Source organism: Bordetella genomosp. 9, from assembly GCF_002261425.1.
In the GTDB taxonomy this organism is placed as follows: Bacteria; Pseudomonadota; Gammaproteobacteria; order Burkholderiales; family Burkholderiaceae_B; genus Bordetella_C.
The window spans coordinates 612151-635050 of the sequence record NZ_NEVJ01000003.1 but is presented as its reverse complement, the minus strand read 5'-3'; the positions used below and the strand labels follow the sequence as shown (position 1 = coordinate 635050).

At 67.9% G+C, this 22900-nt stretch carries 24 protein-coding genes; 10 read left to right on the top strand and 14 right to left on the bottom strand.

The features are described 5' to 3' along the window. The first annotated feature begins 60 nt into the window (after positions 1-60). Complete coding sequence (locus tag CAL26_RS14055; protein ID WP_373454479.1) at positions 61-2454, top strand: TonB-dependent siderophore receptor; 2394 nt, start codon at positions 61-63, stop codon at positions 2452-2454. An 8-nt stretch (positions 2455-2462) separates the two neighbouring features. Beyond that, complete coding sequence (locus CAL26_RS14050) at positions 2463-3725, top strand: PepSY-associated TM helix domain-containing protein (protein ID WP_094847518.1); 1263 nt, start codon at positions 2463-2465, stop codon at positions 3723-3725. Positions 3726-3860: 135 nt separating this feature from the next. Here CAL26_RS14050 and CAL26_RS14045 read toward each other — a convergent pair whose 3' ends face one another. Beyond that, positions 3861-4145 carry an EamA family transporter gene (locus tag CAL26_RS14045; protein ID WP_094847517.1) on the bottom strand — a complete coding sequence of 95 codons (285 nt, stop codon included), beginning with the start codon at positions 4143-4145 and terminating at the stop codon, positions 3861-3863. Positions 4146-4214: 69 nt separating this feature from the next. Continuing rightward, a complete protein-coding gene (gene nfsB, locus CAL26_RS14040) occupies positions 4215-4868 on the bottom strand; it encodes an oxygen-insensitive NAD(P)H nitroreductase (protein WP_094847516.1) in 654 nt (217 codons plus the stop codon). Between the two features lie 129 nt (positions 4869-4997). Here nfsB and CAL26_RS14035 point away from each other — a divergent pair, with 129 nt between their 5' ends. After that, positions 4998-5918, top strand: a complete 921-nt coding sequence (locus tag CAL26_RS14035) for a LysR family transcriptional regulator (RefSeq protein WP_094847515.1) — start codon at positions 4998-5000, stop codon at positions 5916-5918. Between the two features lie 82 nt (positions 5919-6000). On the opposite strand, the gene CAL26_RS14030 is transcribed toward CAL26_RS14035, so the two are convergent. After that, positions 6001-7161: an acyl-CoA dehydrogenase family protein gene (locus CAL26_RS14030; protein ID WP_094847514.1), complete on the bottom strand. Its 1161-nt coding sequence runs from the start codon at positions 7159-7161 to the stop codon at positions 6001-6003. Positions 7162-7277: 116 nt separating this feature from the next. Between CAL26_RS14030 and CAL26_RS14025 the strand changes: the two genes are divergently transcribed. Beyond that, a complete protein-coding gene (locus tag CAL26_RS14025; RefSeq protein ID WP_094847513.1) occupies positions 7278-8213 on the top strand; it encodes a LysR family transcriptional regulator in 936 nt (311 codons plus the stop codon). 75 nt (positions 8214-8288) lie between these two features. Further along, complete coding sequence (locus CAL26_RS14020) at positions 8289-9101, top strand: alpha/beta fold hydrolase (protein ID WP_373454514.1); 813 nt, start codon at positions 8289-8291, stop codon at positions 9099-9101. A 28-nt stretch (positions 9102-9129) separates the two neighbouring features. Here the strand turns inward: CAL26_RS14020 and CAL26_RS14015 are convergent, their stop codons facing one another. From CAL26_RS14015 to CAL26_RS14005, 3 genes are all read right to left on the bottom strand, one after another. Further along, positions 9130-11244: a 2Fe-2S iron-sulfur cluster-binding protein gene (locus CAL26_RS14015; protein ID WP_094847511.1), complete on the bottom strand. Its 2115-nt coding sequence runs from the start codon at positions 11242-11244 to the stop codon at positions 9130-9132. 48 nt (positions 11245-11292) lie between these two features. Then, positions 11293-11904 (bottom strand): glutathione S-transferase family protein, encoded by a 612-nt coding sequence (locus CAL26_RS14010; protein WP_094847510.1) that lies wholly within the window; start codon positions 11902-11904, stop codon positions 11293-11295. Positions 11905-12030: 126 nt separating this feature from the next. After that, on the bottom strand, positions 12031-12930 hold the full coding sequence (locus tag CAL26_RS14005; protein WP_094847509.1) for a LysR family transcriptional regulator: 900 nt from the start codon (positions 12928-12930) through the stop codon (positions 12031-12033). 170 nt (positions 12931-13100) lie between these two features. Between CAL26_RS14005 and CAL26_RS14000 the strand changes: the two genes are divergently transcribed. Next, the gene (locus CAL26_RS14000; RefSeq protein ID WP_094847508.1) at positions 13101-13574 is read left to right on the top strand and encodes a universal stress protein; all 474 of its coding nucleotides are present in this window, start codon (positions 13101-13103) and stop codon (positions 13572-13574) included. A gap of 151 nt (positions 13575-13725) precedes the next feature. Here CAL26_RS14000 and CAL26_RS13995 read toward each other — a convergent pair whose 3' ends face one another. Next, positions 13726-14742 carry a D-cysteine desulfhydrase gene (locus tag CAL26_RS13995; protein WP_094847507.1) on the bottom strand — a complete coding sequence of 339 codons (1017 nt, stop codon included), beginning with the start codon at positions 14740-14742 and terminating at the stop codon, positions 13726-13728. Between the two features lie 246 nt (positions 14743-14988). On the opposite strand from CAL26_RS13995, the gene CAL26_RS13990 reads away from it, so the two are divergent. Next, on the top strand, positions 14989-15906 hold the full coding sequence (locus tag CAL26_RS13990; protein ID WP_094847506.1) for a LysR family transcriptional regulator: 918 nt from the start codon (positions 14989-14991) through the stop codon (positions 15904-15906). 159 nt (positions 15907-16065) lie between these two features. Next, complete coding sequence (locus CAL26_RS13985) at positions 16066-16542, top strand: universal stress protein (RefSeq protein ID WP_094847505.1); 477 nt, start codon at positions 16066-16068, stop codon at positions 16540-16542. Between the two features lie 88 nt (positions 16543-16630). On the opposite strand, the gene CAL26_RS13980 is transcribed toward CAL26_RS13985, so the two are convergent. The 5 genes from CAL26_RS13980 to CAL26_RS13965 form a co-directional block, all read right to left on the bottom strand. Further along, positions 16631-17623: a zinc-dependent alcohol dehydrogenase family protein gene (locus tag CAL26_RS13980; protein ID WP_094849868.1), complete on the bottom strand. Its 993-nt coding sequence runs from the start codon at positions 17621-17623 to the stop codon at positions 16631-16633. Between the two features lie 23 nt (positions 17624-17646). Further along, positions 17647-18072, bottom strand: coding sequence for a universal stress protein (locus CAL26_RS13975; RefSeq protein WP_094847504.1), 426 nt, complete (start codon positions 18070-18072; stop codon positions 17647-17649). Positions 18073-18081: 9 nt separating this feature from the next. Then, positions 18082-18249: a hypothetical protein gene (locus CAL26_RS28345; RefSeq protein ID WP_179283363.1), complete on the bottom strand. Its 168-nt coding sequence runs from the start codon at positions 18247-18249 to the stop codon at positions 18082-18084. Positions 18250-18448: 199 nt separating this feature from the next. Next, a complete protein-coding gene (locus CAL26_RS13970; protein ID WP_094847503.1) occupies positions 18449-18640 on the bottom strand; it encodes a hypothetical protein in 192 nt (63 codons plus the stop codon). A 74-nt stretch (positions 18641-18714) separates the two neighbouring features. Beyond that, positions 18715-19419, bottom strand: coding sequence for an HAD family hydrolase (locus tag CAL26_RS13965; RefSeq protein ID WP_218831554.1), 705 nt, complete (start codon positions 19417-19419; stop codon positions 18715-18717). A gap of 103 nt (positions 19420-19522) precedes the next feature. Between CAL26_RS13965 and CAL26_RS13960 the strand changes: the two genes are divergently transcribed. Continuing rightward, entirely contained in the window at positions 19523-19777 is a 255-nt protein-coding gene (locus tag CAL26_RS13960) for a hypothetical protein (RefSeq protein WP_373454478.1), read from the top strand. A gap of 98 nt (positions 19778-19875) precedes the next feature. Beyond that, positions 19876-20553 carry a DUF3313 domain-containing protein gene (locus tag CAL26_RS13955; RefSeq protein WP_094847502.1) on the top strand — a complete coding sequence of 226 codons (678 nt, stop codon included), beginning with the start codon at positions 19876-19878 and terminating at the stop codon, positions 20551-20553. A 13-nt stretch (positions 20554-20566) separates the two neighbouring features. On the opposite strand, the gene CAL26_RS13950 is transcribed toward CAL26_RS13955, so the two are convergent. Together CAL26_RS13950 and CAL26_RS13945 are read right to left on the bottom strand one after the other, a co-directional pair. Next, on the bottom strand, positions 20567-21544 hold the full coding sequence (locus CAL26_RS13950; RefSeq protein ID WP_179283362.1) for a Bug family tripartite tricarboxylate transporter substrate binding protein: 978 nt from the start codon (positions 21542-21544) through the stop codon (positions 20567-20569). Next, the gene (locus CAL26_RS13945) at positions 21541-22824 is read right to left on the bottom strand and encodes a CaiB/BaiF CoA transferase family protein (RefSeq protein WP_094847500.1); all 1284 of its coding nucleotides are present in this window, start codon (positions 22822-22824) and stop codon (positions 21541-21543) included. Before CAL26_RS13945 ends, CAL26_RS13950 begins: the two co-directional genes overlap by 4 nt. Positions 22825-22900: the final 76 nt, after the last annotated feature.

Genomic DNA, 22900 nt, shown 5'->3' with positions numbered 1-22900 from the left:
TTCGCGCTCCCCATTCGGCATACGGCGCATCAACGAACCGGATGCAAGAGGGAAGTGGACGTGGGAGCTGCACATAAACCCGTAGGCAAACCCGTGGGCGGCGCCGCCGCGCGTTTCGCGTTTTCCGCGCTGGCCGTCTGCGCCGCGAGCGCGGCCGTTTTCGACACCCGGCCTGCCTACGCGCAGGCCGCGGGCCAGCCTGCGGCGCGCAGCTTCGATATTCCTGGAGGGCCGCTGGCCCAGGTGCTGTCGGCGTTCGCCAAGGCCGCCGATCTGACGGTGTCGTTCCGTCCGGAAGACACCGCGGGCCTGGAAAGCCAGGGCTTGCATGGCAGCCTTACCATCGCGCAGGGGCTGGAGCAGTTGCTGCGCGGCACCGGCCTGAGGGCCGTGGCCCAGCCCGGCGAGGGCTATGTGGTGCGCGGCCCGGATCCGGCCGACGGCGCGACCGGGGCCGGCGGCGCCACCACGCTGGAAGCCATCCAGGTCAGCGGGGACTGGCTCGGCACCGGCCTGGAAAACAGCGTGCAGACCTTCGGCGGCGCCCGTACGCTGGTGCAGCGCCAGGAAATCCAGGACAGCGGCGCGACCAGCGTGGCCGACGTACTGCGCCGCGTGCCCGGCGTGCAGATCAGCGGCAGCACCAGCAACTCGGGAAGTTCGGTGGCGCTGCACGTGGGGATACGCGGCCTGAATCCGCGCAACTCCTTCCGTACCACCATGCTGATCGACGGCATCCCGCTGGCGATGGCGCCGTACGGCCAGCCCAACCTGGTGCTGTCGCCCGTCAGCCTGGGCAATATCGAGTCCATCGACGTGGTGCGCGGCGGCGGGGCGGTTCGCTACGGCCCGCAGAACGTCGGCGGCGTCATCAATTTCAAGACGCGTTCCATTCCCACCCGCGACGGCCTGACCGCGGATGCCTCGGCCCGCTACAACGTTTTCAGCCATGGCGGCGCGAACACGCAGTACAGCACCTTCGTGGGCACGCAGATGGACAACGGCCTGGGCGTGGCGCTGCTGTATTCCGGGATGGACGGCCAGCAATGGCGCGACGGCAGCCACGACCGCTACAACGACGTGGCGCTGAAATGGCGCTACGAGATCAGCCCCACGTCGGAGGTCTACGGCAAGTTCGCCCACTATGACGTGAAGTCGATGACGCCGGGCGGGCTGACGGTGGACGAATACCGGCAGGATCCGTTCCAGAACACGCATCCCACCGACTACTGGAAGGGCAAGCGCGACCAGGTCGACATCGGCTACCTGAATACGATCTCCGACACGCAGGAGTTCGAGACGCGCCTCTATCACTACGACAGTTCGCGCCAGAGCTCCCTGATCAACACGGGCGTGAACCGCAACGATTTCCAGCCGCGCAACAACCAGGTGCTGGGGATCGAGCCGCGCTATACGCAGCGGCTGTCGTGGGGCTCCACCACGCACGACGTCACGGTGGGTTACCGCTACATACGCGAGACCGGGCAAGACCGGCGCTATTCCACGTCGCTCGCCACCGGCGACCGCGTGGGCGCCACGCAGGTGTTCGACAACGGCACGCGCGCGCATTCCTTCTATCTGGACGACCGCATCGCCTACGGCAACTGGCGCGTCACGCCGGGCATACGCTACGAAAAGATCGAAAGCGACCGCGAACCCAGCGGCACGGCCGACGATTCGACGTTCGAGGTGCGCAACAGCCGCGGCCTGCCGTCGCTGAACGTGGCCTACCTGGTCAACGACAGGCTGACGCTGTACACCAACTACAGTACGTCCTTCGGCGCGGTGCAGTATACGCAGCTGAATTCCATGTCGGATTCCAATCCGCTGAAGCCGGAAGTCGCCAAGACGGTGGAGGCCGGTTTCCGCTATACGGGCGAGCAGGTCCACACCGAGCTGACGGTGTTCAACCTGCGTTTCGACAATCAGATCCTGTCGATCCCGGGCACCAACCCGGCGTTATTCCGCAACCTGGGCGCGACGACGCACAACGGCGTGGAATTCGCCGTCGACTACGACTTCGACAAGGCGGGGCCGCTGGCCGGCTTGAACCTTTACGCCAACTACACCTACGTGCGCGCCATCCAGAAGTCGGGCGAGTTCGAAGGCAATGACGTGCCGTTCTACTCGCGGCAGACCGGCACGGTGGGCGGGCGCTACACGGTGCGCAACTGGGTCTTCAATGTGTTCAGCACCGCGCAGAGCAGCCAGTATTCGGATACGGCCAATACCGACAAGGAAAGCGCGGACGCGACCAACGGGCGCGTGCCGGGATTCAGCGTGTGGAACGCGCAGTTGAGCTACAGGTTGCCGCAGTGGAAGGGCAGCGAACTGGCGTTCGGCGTGAATAACGTGTTCGATCGCCGCTATTACACGCGCAACACCGATACCAATGGCGGCCGCATGGTGGGCGCGCCGCGCATGGTGTACGTGCAGGCCCGCGTGGCGTACTGATCGCGCCCATGCAGAGCTTGCGGCGCGTGTGGCTGCGATGCCATCGCTGGACGGCGCTGTGCCTGGGCTGGCTGCTGGTGCTGTCGGGCATCACGGGGTCGCTGCTGGTGGTGGCGCGGCCGGTGGATCGCTGGCTGCATCCGGCGTATTTCCAGGCGGCGTCCGCCGGGTCGAACGTGCCTGGCGGGTCGAGTGGACCGAACGGGGCGAGTGGACCGGGCGGGGCGAGTGGACCGGGCGGGTCGCCCGGCGTGCGCATGGTCTCGCTGGAAGGGTTGCGCCAGCGTCTCGCGGCCGACTTCGGCCCGGGCGCGTCCTTCACGTTCGCGCCGCCGCGCCAGGAAGGGGAGACCCTGCAGATCCTGGTGCGCGGCAGTTGGCGCGGCAGCCTGTACCTGGATCCCGCCACCGGCGCCGAGCAGGGCCGGCGCGGCGCGGACGAAGGCCTGGTGGCATGGGTCTACGGCCTGCATAGCGCGCTGTGGATGGCCCAGGCCGGCAAGGCCGTGCTGGCCTGCGCGGCGCTGGCCTACCTGCTGCTCGCCTTGACCGGCGTGGTGCTGTGGTGGCCACGCCGCTGGCCGCCTACGCTGCGGATCGAGTTCGGCAAGGGTGGCACCCGCGCCTTGTTCGACGCGCACCGCACGGGCGGCGTCTTGGCGGGCCTGCTGCTGGCCGTTTGCATGGGGAGCGGGGCGTACCTGGCATGGCGGCCGATCGGCGGCTGGATCACCTGGCTGAGCGGCGCACCGCGCACGGTGGCGCCCACGCTGCCGCAGGCACTGCGCGCACCGGCTGCGCCGTTGTCGCCGACGTCGGCGCGGCCGGGACAGCCGCCGCTCGCCCTGCCGGCGCAGCCGCAACAGCAACCGCAACCGAACCCGGAACCGCAGCGGCCCGTCTCCCTGGACGACCTGGCGAACCAGGCGCGCGCCGCCTTTCCGGACGGCGCCATCGGCTACTTCCTGTACACGCCGCGCACCGACCGCCCGCTGGCCATCCGCATGCGCGTGCCCGACGATCCCCATCCCAACGGCCGTTCCACCGTATGGCTGGATCCGCGCACCGGCGCGATCCTGGCCGCCCAGCGCTGGAACGAGCTGGACCCCGGCACGCGCATCAATTCCTATATCTATCCCCTGCACACCGGCGAATTGGGCGGCATCGCGGGGCAGGGGGCGGTCGCGCTGCTGGGCCTGCTGCTGGCCACGCTGGGCGGCAGCGGCATCTGGCTATGGTGGCGCCGGCGGCGCGCGCGGCGCCAGTCGTAGAACGCATTGTGCGTTCGGGCCGGCTGGCGGCATCAACGTCACCGGCCACGGCGGCCGCTTCCTCCGCTGATCGTGACGACCGCGATGCCCGCCACGATGGCGGCCACGCCCGCGACGAGTCCGCCGGTCAGGGGCTCATGCAGCGCGACGGCGCAGCGTTCCGGTCACGCCCTGCAGGGCTAACAGCGTGGCGGCGCCGAGGACGAAGCGCACCGCGGAAAACCAGATGGGGGTGACGTGCGCCAGGCCGGCCTTCATGACGGGCCAGTTCGCGCCCCACAGAACGATGGCGGCCAGCAGCAGGGCGTAGCCGCGCAGGCGGGGCGTGACGAGCCCGGCGGAGCGGGTGAAATGGGCAAAACGGGCGAAGCGGGCAGGCTTGTTCGGCTGAGCGCCGATGCTGTTTCCTATGCAGCTCATGGCGATTCCTGGGTCGAGGCGCGGACGTCCGGATCCGGACGTCCGCCGGGCGTTCATGGGCGATGCGCGTCAAATGAAAGTCATGACGTCGCTCTGGGGCAGGCGTGACTTCGGCAGGCGGGCGTTGAAGTCCTTGTCGGCGTGATAACCCAGCGATAGCAGCACCACGCTGCTGTAGCCCCGTTCGCGCAGGCCCAGTTCCGCGTCCAGCAGGCGGAAATCGAAGCCTTCCATGGGCGTGGTGTCGATGCCTTGCGTGGCGGCGGCCAGCATCAGCGTGCCCAGGGCCAGGTAGACCTGTTTTTCCATCCAATGCTGCAGGTCTTTCTGTTCGTAGCGGTGGATGTCGACGAAGGATTGCCGGCCCCTGCGCTGGCCTTCCTTGGCGCCTTCGATCTGGAAGCGGCCGTCGCGTTCTTCCTGCTCCAGGATGGCTTCCATATGCTGAGGCGTCATATCGGTCCGGGCGGCGAAGACGATCACGTGCGACGCGTTCATGATCTTGGGCCCGTTGTAGCCGAACGCGCCTTGCGCGGCCTTGGCGATGCGGGCCTTGCCGGCGTCGTCGCTGGCGACGATGAAATGCCAGGGTTGCGAATTGACCGACGAAGGGCTCATGCGCAGGCCTTCGAGCAGTTGCTCGATCTGCGCCGGCGGGATCTTGCGCGACGTGTCGTAGGCCTTGGTGGTGTAGCGGTTCCGGATGGCGGTGAGCGTTTCCATGGCGATGTCCTTGTGGTGCCGTTGGGTCGGAGTGGCGAGCGTTCCGTCTCGCCGTGGACGTATGTTCCGCTTGCTGCAGTTGACGAAAAACAGGGAAAATCGAGCAGGCCTTTCACTGTTTTCGTGAAAATGATCAAACTCGATGACCTCGCCCTGTTCGTCCGTTCCGCCGCCCTGGGCAGCTTTTCCGATGTCGCGCGCGAGGCGGACCTGCTACCCGGGCAGGTCAGCGCCGCCATCAAGCGCCTGGAAGGCGAACTCGACGCCCGCCTGTTTGCCCGGTCGACCCGCAGCCTGAGGCTGACGGCCGAAGGCGAAGCCTATCTGCCGCATGCGCAGACGATCCTGGACAACGTGCGCGCCGGCCATGAGGAACTGCACGGCCAGCAGCGCGAGCTGCGCGGCGTGCTGCAGGTGGCGGCGCCATCCGACCTGGGCCGCAACGTGCTGCTGCCCTGGTTCACGCTGTTCCGCCAGCCTTATCCGCGCTTGACCTTGAAGCTGTTCTTTTCGGATCGCGTCACCGACGTCTTCCGCGATCCGGTGGACGTGGCGGTGCGCTACAGCGTGGCCGAGGACGCCAGCTACGTCGCGCTGCCGCTGGCGCCGGAGAACCGGCGCGTGCTCGTGGCTTCGTTCGAATACCTGTCGCGGCGCGGCGTGCCGTCGTCGCTGGACGATCTGGCCAGCCACGATTGCCTGCTGTACATGCTGAGCAGCCGGCTCTACGACAAATGGGAATTCCGGGATGGGAAGAACAAGCTGTCGGTGAACGTCACGGGGACCATACACAGCGACGACGGGGACGTGGTGCGCCGGTTGGCGCTGGCGGGAGAGGGCATTGCCTACAAGTCCTGGATGGACGTCAGCGACGACGTGCGGACCGGGCGCCTGCACATCCTGCTGCCGCACTTGAGCGGCGTGTCCGCGCCATTGATGTTGGTGTGCCCGCATCGCAAGCAATATTCGCCCGGCGTACAGGCCTTGTACCGGCTGCTGAAGGAACGCTGCGAGGCCGTGCAGAAGACGCTGCCGGCGCCGCCGCGCTGACGCGCGGGCCTTGCGCTTGCGCCAACCGCGGCTTTCTCCAGCGGTGCCGCTTTCCGCGCGCCGCCGGCCGCCGCCGGCCGCCTCAGGCGGACTTCATCAACTGCTTGCCGATCACCAGTTGCTGGATCTGCGTCGTGCCTTCGTACAGGCGCAGCAGGCGCACGTCACGATAGAAGCGCTCCACCTTGTACTCGTTGATGTAGCCCGACCCGCCGTGCACCTGCACGCCGCGATCGGCGACGCGGCCGACCATTTCCGTGCTGAATAGCTTGGCGCAGGCGGCCTGCATGCTGACTTCCGGATCGGTCACGCCGAAGGGCTTGGCGTCGTAGCGGCGCGCGACCGATTGCACCAGCGACCAGGCGGCCAGCAATTCCGCCTGGCTGTCGGCCAGCATGGCCTGCACCAGCTGGAAATCGCCGATGCGCTGGCCGAACTGCTTGCGCTGCCGGGCGTAGGCCACGCTTTCGCGCAGGATGCGGTCGGCCATGCCGCAGGCCACGGCCGATATGTGCAGGCGTCCGCGGTCCAGGACCTTCATGGCGGTCTTGAAGCCCTTGCCCGGCTCGCCGCCGATGATATTGGCGGCCGGCACCCGCACATTGTCCAGGACGACGTCGCAGGTCTTGGTGCCGCGCTGGCCCATCTTGCGATCCGGCTTGCCCAGGCTCAAACCCGGCAGGCCCGCCGGCACGATGAAGGCCGAGATGCCGCCCGCCCCAGGGCCGTCGGTGCGCGCCATCAAGGTGAAGGCGCCGGCGCGCGGGGCATTGGTGATGAAACGCTTGGTCCCGTCCAGCACATAGTCGGCGCCGTCCCTGACGCCGCGCGTCTTGATCGAGGCCGCGTCCGAGCCGGCATCCGGTTCCGTCAACGCGAAGGACACGATCAGCTCGCCGCTGGCGATGCGTGGCAGGTATTCGGCCTTCTGATCAGCGGTGCCGTCCATCAGGATGCCCTGCGAACCGATCCCGATGTTGGTCCCGACCACCGAGCGGAAGGCCAGGGCGGTGTGGCCCAGTTCGTAGGCGACTTCGCATTCCTGCGCCATGCTGAGCCCGATGCCGCCGTATTCCTCCGGGATGGACAGCCCGAACAGGCCCAGTTCCTTCATGTCGGCGACGACGTCGGCCGGCACGTCGTCGTGCTCCTCGACGGCGTCCTCCGCGGGCATCAGCCGCTCGCGTACGAAGCGCTGCACGCTGTCGAGCAACAGTTGGAAGGTGTCCTGGTCCAGGGGCATCGGTGTCTCCGGCGGGGTTCTGCTGATACCGCGCATTATTTTCCTACCGGACGTGCTTGACAATCCCAAAGACTATGAACAGTCTGTCAAATATTCTTTGACAGAAGGGGGCGGGATTGGACGCGCAGTCACTGGCGCTTTTCGTGGATATCGTCGAAGCCGGCAACCTGAGTGCGGCAGCGCGCAACCTGAAAATGAGCCGCGCCAACGTCAGCTACCACCTGGCGCAGTTGGAAAAGTCCGTCGGCCTGCAACTGATGCGGCGCACGACGCGCCGGGTCGAGCTCACCGAAGCCGGCGAACGTCTCTATCGCCACGGGCGGGTCGTCCGTGACGAGGTGCTCGCCGCGCGGGAAGCCGTGGCCTCGCTGGGCCGCGGACTGCACGGTTCGCTGCGGATCAGCCTGCCGACCGGTTTCGGGCACATGGTCATGTCCGGCTGGCTGATCGAATTCAAGCGCGAGTATCCGGATATCGCGCTGGACGTGCTGTTCGACAACCGCGTGGACGATCTGCTGCGCGACGAAGTGGACGTGGCGGTAAGGGTGATGTCCGAGCCGCCGCAGCAGATGGTGGCGACCGAGTTGGCGGAAGTGCGCTATGTCGTGTGTGCTTCCGCCGCCTACGCGCGCAGCCATCCGCTGCCGTCGACGCTGGACGAATTGGCGGAGGTTCCGCTGATCACGTCCGGCGTGTCCGGACGGGACCTGCGGGTATCGGCGTACCGAGGCGACGCGCGGCGGCAACTCACCTTGCATCCCACGCTGGCATCGGAGAATTTCCAGTTCCTGCGCGAGGCCCTCCTGGCGGACCTGGGCGTGGGCCTGGTGCCGGATTACGTCGTCGCGGACGAAATCGGTGGGCGGGTGGTCACGGCGCTGACCGATTGGCGGCTCAGCGTATTCGGCACCCGCATGTTCCTGCTGCGGATGCCGGGGCGGTACCAGACCCTGGCCGCGCGGACCTTGATCGAGTTCGTCGCGGGCAGGGCAGCCAAATGGCGTGAGCGTTTCGATGCCGATCGTTCGGCCGATGGCGAAACCGAAATCTAACGAAAATTTGAAACGTCCCGCGGCAGTCGGCGTTTATCCTGGCGATCATCTTGATACAGAGGAACCGTCATGACCATGAATCGCCGTGCATTCGCCGCCACGCTCGCGGGCGCCGCCGCCTCCACCTTGCTTCCCGGCCTGCGGGTCGCGCAGGCGGCTCCCGCCGCCGCGCCCGCCGCGGGCCCGGGAGCGATCAAGAACGTCGTGCTGGCGCATGGCTTGTTCGCCGACGGCTCCTGCTGGACCGAGGTGATCGCGCGGCTACAGGCCGCCGGCATGAATGCCACCGCCGTGCAGAACCCGCTGACGACGTTTCCGGAGGCCGTGGATGCCGTGCGCCGCGTCCTGGACCGGCAGGATGGTCCCACTGTGCTGGTCGGCCACTCGTTCTCCGGCATGCTGGTGACGGAAACCGGCGTGCATCCCAACGTGGCGTCGCTGGTCTACGTGGCGGCGCGCGCGCCGGACGCCGACGAAGACTACGGGCAGCTGGCCGCCAAGTTTCCCACGCCGCCCGCCAGCGCCGGCATCGTGTTCGACGGCGACGAGGGCCGCCTGAGCCAGGAAGCGTTCCTCAAGGATTTCGCCGGCGACCTGCCGCGCAAGAAGGCCATGGTGCTGTATGCCGTGCAGCAACCCTTCCGCAAGGCGCTGCTGACCGGCAAGACCACCCAGGCGGCCTGGCGTTCCAAGCCCAGCTTCTATGCGGTCTCCACCGAAGACCGCACCATCAACCCCGACCTGGAACGGTTCATGGCCAAGCGCATGGGCGCCACGACCATCGAGGTCAAGGCCAGCCACCTGTCGCTGATCTCGCAGCCGGAGCGGATCGCCGGGCTGATCCTGCGCGCGGCGGGCCGGCAGCCGGGACAGAAGTCGGCCGCCTGAGGGGATTGCTGGATACAGGCCGAGGCCGTCAAAGATCCAGCTGCAAGGGCTTGCCGCCCGCGGCCGGCACCGAGCAGCAGATCAGGGCCTCGCCCTCGGGCACGTCGAACTCAGGTTGCTGTGCATACGCCACCGCGCCTTGCACGATCCGCGTGCGGCAGGTTCCGCAGCTGCCGCCACGGCAGCCGAAGGCCGGCTCCAGCCCGCGTTCTTCCGCGAGTTCCAGCAGCGACCCGCCGCCGGGTTGCCAGCGCGCTTCCTTGGCGGATTGCAGGAAGATGACCGGCACCGATTCGGTGGCCGGCCGCGCAACCGGTGGGGCTGCCGGGTGGCCTGCTGCCTGGACAGCCGTCGATCCGGCCGTCGCCGCCGGCAATCCTGCCGGCGCCGTCGCCTCATTCACCCGCCCGCCTTGCCGCGTCAACGACGACGTCCCGAAGGCTTCCGCGTGGATCCGGTCATCGGGCACGTTCAGCGCCCGCAATCCGTCGTAGAGCGACTGCATGAACGGAGCCGGCCCGCACAGGTAGAAGTCGTAGTCGTCAAACGGCAGGCGGGCGCGCAGCAGATCGATGTCTATCCGTCCGGACTGATCGTAGTCCTCACCCAGACGCGCGCCCGCCGTGTCGCTCAACAGCCGGAACACGCGCACCGCGCCCTGGCCGGCGGCCTGCAGCGCGGCCAGTTCGTCGGCGAAAGCCCGCTCCGCCATCGAACGCGCCGAATGGAAGAACCAGGTCGGACGCATCTTCTGCCTGCGCTGCCCTTCATAGACGATGTGGCGCAGCATGGCCAGCATGGGCGTCACCCCGATGCCGGCGGCCAGCAGCACCACCGGCCTTTTTTCGGTGGGATCCACGGTGAAGGCGCCGCCGGGCGCGCGAGCTTCGATGATGTCGCCCACCTGCACGTGGTCATGCAGGAATTGCGACACCGCGCCGTCGCGCTTCACGCTGATGCGATAGCCGGCGTCCGAAGGCGCCACCGACAGCGTGTATGTACGCGTCAGCGGCTTTTCGGCGCCCGGCGGCCTGACGCGGATAGGCAGGAACTGGCCCGCCTGATGCGGTGCGGGCCCCGCGCCGTCGGCCGGCTCCAGGTGCAGGGAGCGCACGGCGCGGCTTTCTTCCACGATGCGCGCCACCCGGAACGGCCGCCAGTTCTGCGCCATGGCGGCGGCGCGCAAGCGGTCGGCGACCTGGGTCCAGTCGCCGGTCAAGAGCGAACTGGGCGACGCGCCGTCTTCCTTGCGCGCCCAGCGTAGCGGCAGCGCCCCCGCGCGCCGCACGACGATGCGCGGGAAGAATCGCCACAGGCGCTCGGCGCCCTGAAAAGCGGCGATCTCCGGTGAATCGACGATGACTTCGGCGCGGCCCGTCATCTGCAGCAGTTCGCCCGTCTCGAAATCGGCGAAGGTCACGCCGGCCGCCGGGTTCACCATGAAGTTGCCCAGCGTGTTGAAGAACAGGTTGCCGTTGAAATCGGGAATCGTCATGCCGCCGTCGTCGTCCAGGCGCACGAAGCCTGGCTTGCCGCCGCGATGCGAGACATCGACCTGGCGTCCTTCGGGCAGGTCCACGTAGGACGCGACGAACAGGGTGTCCGCCCCCTGGATCAAGGCGCGGGCTTCCGCATCCAGGGCATCCATGACCTGCGGCGCGACGGTGCTTTGTTCGGCGGGGTCCCGCGTGAACACGATCGCGCGCTGCTGGATGTAGCGCGGGCAATTGCCGAAGCTGTGCGTCACGTCGATGTGGGACAGTTTGCCGCCCGCATGGCGTAGCACGCCGTTCATGCGATTGCGGCGCCGCGTCGCCAGGTCGATGCCCAGCAGGCCGATGGCCTGGCCATCCTCCAGGCCCGGGTCCGCCGGATCGGCGGCTTCCCGTTCGATGGCGATGTCCAGGCGGCGGGGATCCGGCGACGTCAGTAAACCCGGGTGCCCGGCCCGCAACGTCGCCCAGACCGTGCCATCCGGCGCCACCGCGCCCAGCGCCACGAAGGGCAGCTGCACGAAGAATTCCCGGTGCTGGTCCGGCATGTGATCACGTATGAAGCGGCGGCCGACGTCGTCCATCCGGGCGAGGACGCCCACGCGGGATTGCAGGGCGAGTTCGCCGGCGTGCCAGGGTGCGGTGGACATGATGACTCCCAGGGTGTTGACGCGTTCAGGGGTTCGGCGCGGGGCCGGTCAGTCGGCCAATCCGACGGGCGTGCGCTCGAACTCGACGAAACCGGGCAGGGCTTCGACGCCGGCCAGCCAGCGGCGCACGTTGGCGTAGTCCTTCAGGTCCACGAAACCTTCCGGCGCGCGCGCCGTGTAGCTGTACAGGGCGACGTCGGCAATGGTCGGGTGATCAGCGGCGATCCACTGCTGGTTCGCCAGCGCGTCGTCCATGCGCTTGAGCACCACATGGGCTCGGGCGATCGCGGCGTCGGCGTCCAGGGGCGCAGCGAAGACCGTGACCAGGCGGGCCGCGGCGGGGCCGAAGGCGATATCGCCGGCGGCCACCGACAGCCAGCGTTGCACGGCGGCCGCCTGCACCGGAGCTTCCGGCAGCCAGTCGGTCTTGCCGGTCTTCTTGGCCAGGTAGACCAGGATCGCGTTGGAATCGGCGATCACCACGTCGCCGTCGACCAGGACAGGCACCTGGCCGAAGGGATTCAGCTTCAGGAAGTCCGGCTGCTTGTGCGCGCGGTTGGCCAGGTCGACCTCCACCAGTTCGGCGGGTTGGGCGATCAGCGACAGGAACAGGCGGGCGCGGTGGGCGTGGCCGGACAGGGGATGGTGGAAGAGCTTCATGGTGGCAGTCCTTTGTTTGCGGGTTTCGCACGTAATTCCGTGCTGAAACGAATCATAGGAGGGCCACGCCCGTGGAAAAACGGCCCACGGGAGAAGGTATTCTTCTTGAAACGAGAATAATGCGCGTCAGTTCAGCGACTTGTCCGCGCGCAGCCGATCAATCGCCAGGTCCAGGAAGGCGCGCACCTTCTGCATGGCGTGCCGGCCTTCGCGGTGGATCACCTGGATAGGCATGGGGGGCGGTTCGTATTCGGCGAGCACCACGCGCAGCTTGCCGTCCCATAACTCACCGGCTACCTGGTAGGACAGCACGCGCGCCATGCCGAAGCCCGCCACCGCCGCCGCGATGGCGGAATCGTTGGTCGTGGTGGCCAGCCGGGGGGTGAAGCGCAGGGGTTTCTGTTCGCCCTGGACCATGAAGCGCCATTCGGCCAATGCGCTGACGCCGGTGGTCTGTATCAGCGTGTGCGCCAGCAGGTCGTCCGGGGAGCGCGGCACGCCATGCTGCGCCAGGTAGGACGGCGCGGCGCACACCACGCGCCGCACGCGGCCCACGGGGATGGCCTGCAATGAGGAACTGGGCAGTTCGCCGATGCGCACGCCCACGTCCACGCCTTCATCGATGAAGCTGACGTTGCGATCGAGCAGCAGGCAGTTGACGTCCACTTCGGGATAGCGCTGCAGGTATTCGACGACGATGGGCGTCACGTGGCGGGCGCCGAACAGGACGGGCGCGGTCACCACCAGGCTGCCGCGCGGCGCCGCATGCGTGCCGGCCGCGGCCAGTTCGGCTTCTTCGATATCGCCCAGGATGCGCTTGCAGTTCTCCAGGTAGGCGGCGCCGGTTTCGGTGGGCCGCACGACGCGCGTGGTGCGCGTCAGCAGGCGCACGCCCAGATGGGCTTCCAGCTCGGTGATGACGCGGCTGACCACCGATAGCGAGACATCGAGCTTGCGCGCGGCGGCGGTGAAGCCACCGCTCTCGACCACGGTGACGAAGGTCTTCATGGCGTGCAGGCGGTCCACGCGGCGACTCCGGTAACGGGGATAGGGGGCAGTATATCCAGTGACGGATCGGGCCACCGGTTGACGCAGGTCAATACGGCGCGCGGCACGCTGGATACAGTGCGGGATGAGGGGGTGCACCCCGCCACGGCGCGGCCGGTGCATCCAGGCCAGACGATAGGGAAGCGACGATGTACAAGAAAATCCTGGTGCCGGTCGACGGCAGCGAAACCAGCGGCAGGGCGCTGGAGCAGGCCGTCCGGCTGGCGCGGCTGAGCGAAGGCAAGATCCGCCTGATCCACGTCCTGGATACGCTGCTGTACACCAACGGGTTCGAACGGCCGGAAATCTACGTGCATCAGATGCTGCCTTCCATGCTGCGCAACGGCCACCGCATCCTGGCGGATGCCAGGCACGTGCTGGAAGCGGAAGGCGTGGAATGCGATTGCCACCTGGAAGAATGCGACGGCCGCCGCGTTTCCGAAATCATCGTCGACCATGCCAGGGACTGGAAGGCCGACGTGATCGTGATGGGCACCCACGGCCGCCGCGGCATCAATCGCCTGGTCATGGGCAGCGACGCGGAACTGGTGGTGCGTACCGCGCCCGTTCCGGTGCTGCTGGTTCGGCCGCCGGAGCCGGAAGGCGAAGCGGCGCCCGCCTGAGGCGTTTGCCCGACGCGCTTGCCCGATGCGCTTGCCCGATGCGCTTGCCTGGAGGGCTTGCCCGCTGTGCTTGCCTGGAATGCCCGGCTGAACCGCGGGCCGCGGCGCGCGGGCAGACCGCCGCCGCCAGCCCGATCGCCGCGCCGTGGGCTCAGCCCTTGCGGCTGTCGAACGTCGAGCGGTAGGCGAACAGCGCCGCCGAACCGCCCGTGTGGACGAACACCACGTTCTGGTCCTTGCCGAACCTGCCGGCGCGGATCTGTGCGATCAGGCCGGCCATGCCCTTGCCCGAGTACACCGGATCCAGCAGGATGCCTTCCAGCTGCGCGGCCAGGCGCACGGCTTCCACCATGCCTTCGGTCGGCACGCCGTAGCCGGCGCCGACGTGGCCGGCGTCCACCAGCACGTCCTCGCGCCGTACGGAGCCGCTGGGCAGGCCCATGTAGTCGCGCGTGGCCTGGGTCAGCTTCCACACGTTCTCGATCTGCTGTTCCTGCGCCGCGCGCACGCTGATGCCCATCACGGGAATACCGCTGTTCATGGCGGCCAGCCCGGTCACCAGGCCGGCCTGCGTGCCGGCGCTGCCGGTCGCATGCACCACGGTGTCGATGCGCAGGCCCATTTCGAAGGACTGCGTCAGCAGTTCCTGGGCGCAGGCCACGTAGCCCAGCGCGCCGACCGGATTGGAGCCGCCGCCGGGAATCACGTAGGGCTTCTTGCCGCGCTCGCGCAGTTGCGCCGCCAGTTCTTCCATGGCCTGCTGCATATTGGTGCCGGAGGGCAGGCGCGCGGAGATTTCGCCGCCCATCAGCCGATCCAGCATCACGTTGCCCGATTCTTCGTAGTCCTCACCGCCATCGCTGACGCGCTGTTCCAGCAGGATCTTGCAGTCCATGCCGAAACGCGCGGCCGCGGCCACCGTCTGGCGCGCGTGGTTGGATTGCACGGCGCCTTGCGTGATCAGCGTGTCGGCGCCCTGGGCCAGCGCTTCGGCGACCAGGAATTCCAGCTTGCGGGTCTTGTTGCCGCCCGTCGCCAGGCCGGTGCAGTCGTCGCGCTTGATGTACAGGTTGGGCCCGCCCAGGTGGCGGGACAGGTTGGGCATGGGCTCCAGCGGCGTGGGAAAGTGGCCCAGGCGTACGCGGGGATAGGCGGCGAGATGCATCATGGTGGGAATCCCGGGAGAGATAAGGGAAGGGGGTAAGGGAAGGGCGAGAGTAACGGACAGGTTGGAGCGCCGCCCAATGCTATATTTTCCGGCGCCCATGTTTTTTTTGCATAAGGGTCGGCACCCGGGCGGGCATCCAGGCCAGCACCCAGGCCGGCATCCGGGCCGGCACCTGATAAGCCCGATTCAAGGGACCGCCGTCCCTTGCCGGGCGCTGAGCGGCCCGGATAGACCGGGCCTGGACCTATGAAGCTGATCTGGCTCGAAGATTTTCTCGCCTTGCTGAACGCCGGCACGTTTTCGCGCGCCGCCGCGCTGCGCAACATCACGCAGCCGGCGTTCTCGCGCCGGATCCAGATGCTGGAGGACTGGCTGGGCGTGCAATTGATCGACCGGACCAGTGCGAGCCTGCGGCTGACGCCGGTGGGCGAGCGCTATACGCACGAATTCCGCGCGCTGCTGATGCAGGCCACCGAACTGCGCAACCGCATACAGGCCGAACAGCAGGGAGTCCGGCGCGTGCGGGTGGCGGCGCAGCACACCCTGACCATCACCTGGCTGCCGGAACTGCTGCGGCTGGTGCAGCGCGAAGCGCCCGCCGTCGAGCTGGGCGTGGATGCCGAGGATCGCCCCGAGAGCATCGCCCGGTTTACGTCGGGCGAAGCGCAGTTGCTGCTGTGCCTGGAAGCCGATACCCCTTTGCAGGCCACCATGCCGCATACCGAGCGCATGCAGCTGGGCCACGACAGGCTGATCGCCGTCAGCGCGGCCACGGCGCCGGGCGTCCCGGCGCACTCGCCGCAGCCGGGGCGGGCGCTGCGGCTGCTGGGCTATCCCGCGCCCAGCTTCATGGGCGCCATCCTGTACAAGCACTGCCTGCCGCCGCTGATGGACCGGTACGAAGTCCGCATCGTCCAGGAATCGGGCTTCGTCGCCGGCATCAAGGAAATGGTGCTGGCCGGCATGGGCATGGCCTGGCTGCCGGAACGCCTGATCGCGCGGGAACTGGCCACCGGCGCGCTGGTGGTCGCGGGGCCGGACCTGCCCACGGTCGATGTCCCGGTGTCCCTGTACCGCGCTGCGCGCGCCGGCGGCGCCACGGTGGTCGACGAAATCTGGGACCTGCTGCGGGACTGCCATCGGGCCCGGGCGGCCGACGCCTGAACGGTCGCGGCTTCGTCGCCGCCGACGCCGCCGACGCGGTGTACGCCCTGTACGCAGCCTATGCCGTGTACGCCGATAACCCTTGACTCAGATCACAGCGCCCGGCGGCCTCGCGGCGCAGCATGAGAACTCCCGCGTCAAGGATCCAAGGAGCCCCTCATGTACCGGAAAATCATGGTTGCCGTGGACGGCAGCAGGATCGCGCGCGCCGCGCTGGAGCATGCTTCCCGCCTGGCGGCGTCGGAAGGCGCCGCGCTGTACGCGATCTGCGTGGCGGAGTACCCCAGCGCGTACTACTCATCGCTGGTCTATGACCCCGCGGCCCTGGCCAGCGCCGTCGAAACGGACGCGCGCAAGGTGCTGGACGAGGCCACGGCGGCGGTGGCGAAGTCCGGCGTGATGGTGGAATCGACCCTGATCCACGGCAGCGAAATCGACGATACCGTCGCGGAGCGCCTGTTGGAAGCGGCGCGCGGCATCAACGCGGACCTGGTGGTGCTGGGCACGCATGGCCGGCGCGGCGTGAGGCGGGTCCTGCTGGGCAGTGTCGCCGAAGCCTTCATCCGCATCGCCGACCGCCCCGTGCTGCTGTATCCGGACCGCGCCGCGCACGCCGCCGGCGACGCCACGGCCTGAGGTCCGCGCCGTGCACGCGGTGAACGCTGCTGAACGCGTGTAGACCGGATCGTCGCCGACGCTCGGCCTCGTCGCGATCCGCCCGCGTTCAAGGCGCCGGCGGAACGAGCACCGCGGCGCCCGTCAGGCGGCCTCCGCGAAGATCCGCCAGCGCACGGTTCGCGTCGGCCAGGGCGTAGGGCGTGGTGTGCATGTCTATCGGCGCGGCCGCGGCCACCCGCAGGAATTCCTCGCCGTCCTGGCGGGTCAGGTTGGCGACCGATACGATCTGCCGCTCTTCCCACAGCAGCCGATAGGGGAAGGCCGGAATGTCGCTCATGTGAATCCCGCCGCAGACGACGCGGCCGCCCTTGCGCACGGCCGCCAGCGCCGTGGGGACCAGGGCGCCCACCGGCGCGAAAAGTATGGCGGCATCCAGCTCATGCGGCGGCGTCTGGTCGGAGCCTCCGGCCCACACGGCGCCCAACGACAGCGCCAGCGCCTGGGCGGCGTTGTCGCCGGGGCGGGTGAAGGCGTAGACGCTGCGACCTTGCCGGCAGCAGACCTGCGCCAGGATATGGGCGGCCGCGCCGAAGCCATACAGGCCCACGTGCGCGGCATTGCCCGCGGCCCGTAGCGAGCGCCAGCCTATCAGGCCGGCGCACATCAGCGGCGCCGCCGCCACGGGGTCCGCATCGGCGGGCAAGGCAAAGACGAAGTTGGCGTCGGCCAGGGTATGGGTGGCGAAGCCCCCATCGACGGTGTAGCCGGTAAACAGCGGCGTGTCGCACAGGTTTTCCTGCCCCTGGCCGCAGTACGGGCAATGTCCGCAGGTATGCGCCAGCCAGGCCACGCCGACGCGCATGCCCAGCGCGGGGGCGATCACGTCGGGGCCGTGCGCGTCGACGATGCCGACGACTTCATGGCCGGGGACGACAGGCAGCGCGGGGTGGGGCAGTTCGCCATCGACGACGTGCAGGTCGGTGCGGCAGACCCCGCAGGCTTCGATGCGGATGCGCACCTGGCCCGCGCCGGGTTGCGGCAAGGGTCGCGATTCCCGCACCAGCGGCTGGCCCGGCGCGCGCAGGACCATCGCTTCCATATGCATCGCTTCCATGGGCGCGGCTATTTGACGATAGTGACGGGAATCTGCGCCAGGTGCAGCGTCTTGGTGGTGACCGATCCCAGCCACAGGCCGGCTGTCGTGCCCAGGCCGCGCGAGCCCATGACGATCTGGTCGCATTTGTGCTGCTCGGCGGCCGCCACGATGGTTTCGGCGATGTGGCCCACCTTGATATGGGCCTCATAGGGCACATGCGCCTCGTCCAGCATGGCCTTGGCCTTGGCCAGCATGGATTCGCCTTCTTCCTGGTGGTAGCGCCGTATCGTGTCCTGGTCGACGAACCGGCGCACGGCGCCGGAGATGATGGGGATCTGCACGTTCAGCAGATGCAGGGTCAGCGGTTCATACATCTTGCTGTGCTGGACGACGTAGTTCAAGGCGCGCAGCGCATTGTCGGAGCCGTCGATAGGGATGAGGACGCAGCTCATGGTGGTTCCTTATGATGTTTGATGACGCGCGTATGCTTCGTCGGCGCGGGCGTCCCGCAGCATCCGCTCGGTCAGCCGCAGCGCCCGCAGCGCATCGTCCGTGCTGGCGCCCAGGCCCAGCACGAAGTGCAGGATCAGGGACGCCATGCGGTTGATGTCGTACGATTCGTCATTCATGGGCTGTCTCCTTGCTGAATGTCGCAAGTGTCCGTCCGCGCCCATCAAACGTCATTGATTTCGATCAAGCCCGGGCATCAAGCCCGGGCCCAGGAGTCCTTCCAGGACGTAGGACACTTCGCCCGCGCGATGTCTGTGCAGGGGCGGTCCGAATCCAGGTGCGTCGATCGTCTCGATGGCGGTCGGCAAGCCTTCCCTTCTACCCTGGACGGCGTGCTCCCTGCCCATGTTGGCGGCTGCTGGTCTGGTCCTGGCCCGTGCCGAGCTGGTCGGCGTGCCCGTCTTTCTTGGTGTGGTGCTGGGCGTCGCCATGGCTGCGCTGGTTTTCGCGCGAACGATCGTCCGCCTGCGCGCCAGTGTCGTCGGTGTTCTCGTTCTGCGGATGCGTCATCGTTGGCTCCTGCGAGATGTATGAGCCGCAAACGCAGCATGGGCCATGCCCATGTCGGCGCCTTCGATGCGCCGTCACCCCGCCGCGGCGGAAGGGCCTCCCGGCCGTGCCGCGGGGCGTCCATGCAGCAGCGGAATGACCTGCCGCAGGTCCGGCAGGATATCCAGGCAGCGCGCCCGCATCTCATCCGTAGGCGTCAGCACGTCCGGCACCATGATCACGGGTACGCCCGCCGCATGGGCGGCCCGCACGCCGTTGTAGGAGTCTTCCAGCGCCAGGCAGTGGCCGGGCGCGATGCCGAGCTTGCCGACCGCGCCCAGATACAGGTCGGGATGCGGCTTGCCACGCGCGACGTCGTCGCGTGTGACGATCGCGTCGAAGCGGCCCAGGATCCCGGCCGCCGTCAGGTGGTGCCTGGCTTTCTCGCGCGACGACGACGTGGCCACGACGCGCGGAAGGCCACATTGGTCGAGATGGTGCAGAAGCGCCTCCGCGCCGGGTCGCAATTCCAGCAGCCCGTCGTCGATCAAGCCATGCAGGCGGATCGTCGCGGCGGCGAACAAGGCGTCCGCGGGGACGTCGCCGCCGCACCGTTCCAGCAGCAGCCGGCGGCAGACGTCGGCGGGTGAACCGATCAGGGACACGCAGAACTCGCGCGGGGTATCGACGCCGATCTCCTGGCCGGCCGCCTCCAGCGCCCGCACGGCCAGCGTTTCGGTATTCAGCAGCAGGCCGTCCATGTCGAAAATGACGCCCTGGTAATGGGAGTATGCCTTCATGGCGCCATCGTAACCGGCCGGCTGCTTGGCCAACCCCGGCCCGCCGCTTGCCTATGGACGCGGGCACGGGCATTCCCGCCCGGATCACCGAGGCAAAACAGGCATGGCGTTGGAAATTATCGATCTGCTGCAATGGCCCGCCATGGCGGCGTCGCTGGGCGCGGCCTGGCTGGTCGCGTCGTCGCGCAAGCATCGCCGCAATGCCGGCTTCTGGGTCTTCCTGCTCAGCAACGTGCTGTGGATCGCCTGGGGCCTGCATGACGATGCCTACGCCTTGATCGCCCTGCAGCTGGGCCTGGCGATCACCAATATCCGGGGCGTGCGCAAGACCACGCCGGAGGCCGAGACCGCGCCCTGATCCCACGGGCGCGGTGGCTTGCGACGCTTGCATTAATTCCGCCGGAAGCGCGTGTTCGGTGGTTCAATACGATCCGTCCACACAGGGAGGAGTCGTACATGAACATGCTCAAAACAAGCGGCATGGCGGCCGCACTGATCGTCCTGGCAGGTTGCGCGGGTACGCCGCCCAAGGAATCCGGATTCCTGGGCAATGAATACGCCAAAATGCACCAGACCAGCGCGCCGGGCGGCGGCACGCGGCTTTCCTATCTGAATCCGAAATTCCAGACCGCCAGCTACCAGGCCGTCCTGCTGGAGCGGGTGACCTACTACCCCGAACCGCAACCCACGGAGAACGTATCCCGCGAAACGCTGGAGCAGATCCGGACCTATGCCGATACGTCGCTGCGGCAGAAGCTGGGCCAGCAGGTGCGGCTGGTGGACCGGCCGGGACCGGGCGTGGCCCGCATCCGGGTTGCGATCACGGCAGTGGGCAGCGAGACCCAGCCGCTGGCGCCGTACCAATACATTCCGATCAGCCTGGTGATCACGGGGGCCAAGGCCGCCATTGAAGGCGGACGTCCGCAGGACGCCAAGATCGCCATCGAGACCCAGGTGACCGATAGCGTCACCAGCGAAGTGCTGTATGCCGCGGTACGTGGCGGCACCGGCAAGGAAATCGCCAACAGCCGCGAGGCGCAGGGCGGCGTCCGCCTGGACAGCGTGAAGATGCTGATCGACACATGGACCACCGGCGCATCGCAGGAAATCGTCAAGTACGTGTCGGCGCGCTAGCCCTGGACGACGCTCACTCGATCTTGATGCCCGAGGTCTTGATCAGTTTCGTATAGGAAGCGCGCTCCTGGTTCACCAGCGCCCGCAGGTCCTGCGGGCTGCCTGGCAACGGCACGTTGCCGGTGGACGTCAGCTGCTCGCGCAGTGCCGCCCCCGTCAACGCCTTTTGCATCGCAGCATTGAGCCGTTCCACCCGATCGTCCGGCGTGCGCGCCGGCGCGAACACCGCGAACCAGTTGCTCGCGGTAAAGCCCGGCACGCCGGCTTCGATCACGGTGGGCAGCTCGGGCAGCAGCGCCTCGCGCGCGGTCCCGGTGGTGGCCAGGCCCTTCACCTTGCCGGACTTCACCAGGCTGAGCACCGTGGGCACCGAGTCGAACAGCAAATCGATATTGCCGCCCGCGAGGTCGGTCAGGGCCGGCGTGGTGCCCTTGTAGGGGATATGGCGCAACTGGATGCCCGCGGCCTGCTGGAACGCCGCCGCGGCCAGATGCGTGTTCGAGCCATTGCCGGCGGAACCGATGGTCAGTTCGCCCGGTTTCTGCTTCGCGTGCGCGACCAGGTCGGCCAGCGTCTTGTAGGGCAGGCTGGGCCGCGTCATCAGCACGTAGTCGAAGCGTGCTACCGACCCTACAGGAACGAAATCCTTTTCCGCGTCGTAGGGCAGGTCGGTCATCAGCACCGGATTGATCACGAACGTCGCCGCGCTGCCCAGGAACAGGGTGTAGCCGTTCGGCGGACTCGTGGCGGCTGCCCGTGCCGCGATGGCGCCGCCGGCGCCGGGACGATTCTCGACGATGAGCGGCTGGCCCAGCGGCCCGGCGATTTCCGTGGCCAGGGCACGCGCGATGAAATCGCTGCCGCCGCCGGGCGCGAAGCCGACGATCAGGCGTGGCGGATGATCGGGAAAGCCGCCCTCGGCGCGCACCAGAGGCGCGGCCGTGGCCAGGGCGGCGGTGGCCAGGAGCCGGCGGCGCTGCAGGTTTATCACTTTTTTGTCTCCGGAGTGGTTATAGGTTTCGGCGCCGGCGGCGCGTCGGCCGCGGTGTACGCGGCGCCGCTGTCGTAGAGCGCGGCGATCTGTTCGGTCTCGTATCCGAGGTCGGCGAGCACGGCGCGGGTATGCTCGCCGATATGCGGCGCCGGCAGCCGCACGGACGGTTCATAGCCCGTCATGCGGACTGTCGGCCGGATATGCCGGATGGCACCCTGCGTCGGATGCTGCCCCGGCTGCACCAACCCCACATCGCCCAGATGCGGATCGGCCAGCAGCGATTCCAGCGTGTGGCAAGGCATGCACGGGATATCGTGCGCCAGCAGCAGCTGCACGATCTCGTCCGTGCCGCGTTGCGCCAGCAGTTCGGCGCGGATGGAGAAGAACTCGGAGATGTGCTCGATGCGCGCCAGCGACGTGCTGAAACGCGCGTCCTGCGCCAGGTCCGCGCGTCCCAGCGCCGCGAACAGCTTGTGCACCTGTGCGTCCGTATTGGTCGTGATGCATACGTGGCCGTCACGCGTGCGGACCGGCCGCGCATTGGCGTCCAGCAGCCGCCGGTCGCCCAGGCGATCGGTGGGGGGATCGAAGCTATGGCCATACAGATGCTCCCCCAGCAGCAGGCCCGCATAGCTTTCGAACATCGGCACCTCGATCACCCGGCCACGCCCATCGCGCTGGCGCGCGAACAAGGCGGCCAGCAGCGCGTGCGCGACCATCAGGCCGGCCGTGCGGTCGATCACCACATAGGGCACGTAGCGCGGTTCGCCGTCCGCGCCAGCCAGCAGGCTGGCCAGCGCGGTGCCGCCTTGCAGGATGGAATCGTAGGCCGGCCGGCCGGCATAGCGGCCATCGCTGCCGAAGCCGACGATGCCGCAATAGAGCAGGTCGGCGCGCCGCGCCATCAGGCTGTCCGCGTCCAGGCCCAGGCGAGCCACCGCGGCGCTGCGCATGTTGTGCAGGAAGACATCGGCGCTGTCCACCAGCTTCAGCAAGGCATCGCGGCCGGCCGGCTGCTTCAGGTCCAGCGAAACGCTGCGCTTGTTGCGGTTCATGTGCATGAACTTGCCCGACATGCCGGGCGTGCGCGATCTGCCGGAGATCCAGCGGATGACGTCGCCCGACTTTTCCTCCACCTTGATGACGTCCGCGCCGTAGTCGGCCAGCACCTGCGTGCAATAAGGCCCGACCACCGCCGACGTCAGGTCGACCACGCGTATGCCAGCCAGCGGCAGGGCCATATCGGCGTCCGCCGCCGTTGTCTCCATTTTGTTCATGCCGATTTTCTCGGATAGTTGATTTTGTCCACTACTTAGTTTAGTTTATCAACTACTTTCACGGTTATCCAGGGCC

Bases quoted from the DNA above. Each gene is read 5' to 3' on its own strand.
- CAL26_RS14050 (WP_094847518.1), top strand. From the start codon at position 2,463: ATGCAGAGCTTGCGGCGCGTGTGGCTGCGATGCCATCGCTGGACGGCG.
- CAL26_RS14045 (WP_094847517.1), bottom strand. From the start codon at position 4,145: ATGAGCTGCATAGGAAACAGCATCGGCGCTCAGCCGAACAAGCCTGCC.
- nfsB (WP_094847516.1), bottom strand. From the start codon at position 4,868: ATGGAAACGCTCACCGCCATCCGGAACCGCTACACCACCAAGGCCTAC.
- CAL26_RS14035 (WP_094847515.1), top strand. From the start codon at position 4,998: ATGATCAAACTCGATGACCTCGCCCTGTTCGTCCGTTCCGCCGCCCTG.
- CAL26_RS14030 (WP_094847514.1), bottom strand. From the start codon at position 7,161: ATGCCCCTGGACCAGGACACCTTCCAACTGTTGCTCGACAGCGTGCAG.
- CAL26_RS14020 (WP_373454514.1), top strand. From the start codon at position 8,289: ATGAATCGCCGTGCATTCGCCGCCACGCTCGCGGGCGCCGCCGCCTCC.
- CAL26_RS14015 (WP_094847511.1), bottom strand. From the start codon at position 11,244: ATGTCCACCGCACCCTGGCACGCCGGCGAACTCGCCCTGCAATCCCGC.
- CAL26_RS14010 (WP_094847510.1), bottom strand. From the start codon at position 11,904: ATGAAGCTCTTCCACCATCCCCTGTCCGGCCACGCCCACCGCGCCCGC.
- CAL26_RS14000 (WP_094847508.1), top strand. From the start codon at position 13,101: ATGTACAAGAAAATCCTGGTGCCGGTCGACGGCAGCGAAACCAGCGGC.
- CAL26_RS13995 (WP_094847507.1), bottom strand. From the start codon at position 14,742: ATGATGCATCTCGCCGCCTATCCCCGCGTACGCCTGGGCCACTTTCCC.
- CAL26_RS13990 (WP_094847506.1), top strand. From the start codon at position 14,989: ATGAAGCTGATCTGGCTCGAAGATTTTCTCGCCTTGCTGAACGCCGGC.
- CAL26_RS13985 (WP_094847505.1), top strand. From the start codon at position 16,066: ATGTACCGGAAAATCATGGTTGCCGTGGACGGCAGCAGGATCGCGCGC.
- CAL26_RS13980 (WP_094849868.1), bottom strand. From the start codon at position 17,623: ATGGAAGCGATGGTCCTGCGCGCGCCGGGCCAGCCGCTGGTGCGGGAA.
- CAL26_RS13975 (WP_094847504.1), bottom strand. From the start codon at position 18,072: ATGAGCTGCGTCCTCATCCCTATCGACGGCTCCGACAATGCGCTGCGC.
- CAL26_RS28345 (WP_179283363.1), bottom strand. From the start codon at position 18,249: ATGAATGACGAATCGTACGACATCAACCGCATGGCGTCCCTGATCCTG.
- CAL26_RS13970 (WP_094847503.1), bottom strand. From the start codon at position 18,640: ATGACGCATCCGCAGAACGAGAACACCGACGACACTGGCGCGCAGGCG.
- CAL26_RS13965 (WP_218831554.1), bottom strand. From the start codon at position 19,419: ATGAAGGCATACTCCCATTACCAGGGCGTCATTTTCGACATGGACGGC.
- CAL26_RS13960 (WP_373454478.1), top strand. From the start codon at position 19,523: ATGGCGTTGGAAATTATCGATCTGCTGCAATGGCCCGCCATGGCGGCG.
- CAL26_RS13955 (WP_094847502.1), top strand. From the start codon at position 19,876: ATGAACATGCTCAAAACAAGCGGCATGGCGGCCGCACTGATCGTCCTG.
- CAL26_RS13945 (WP_094847500.1), bottom strand. From the start codon at position 22,824: ATGAACAAAATGGAGACAACGGCGGCGGACGCCGATATGGCCCTGCCG.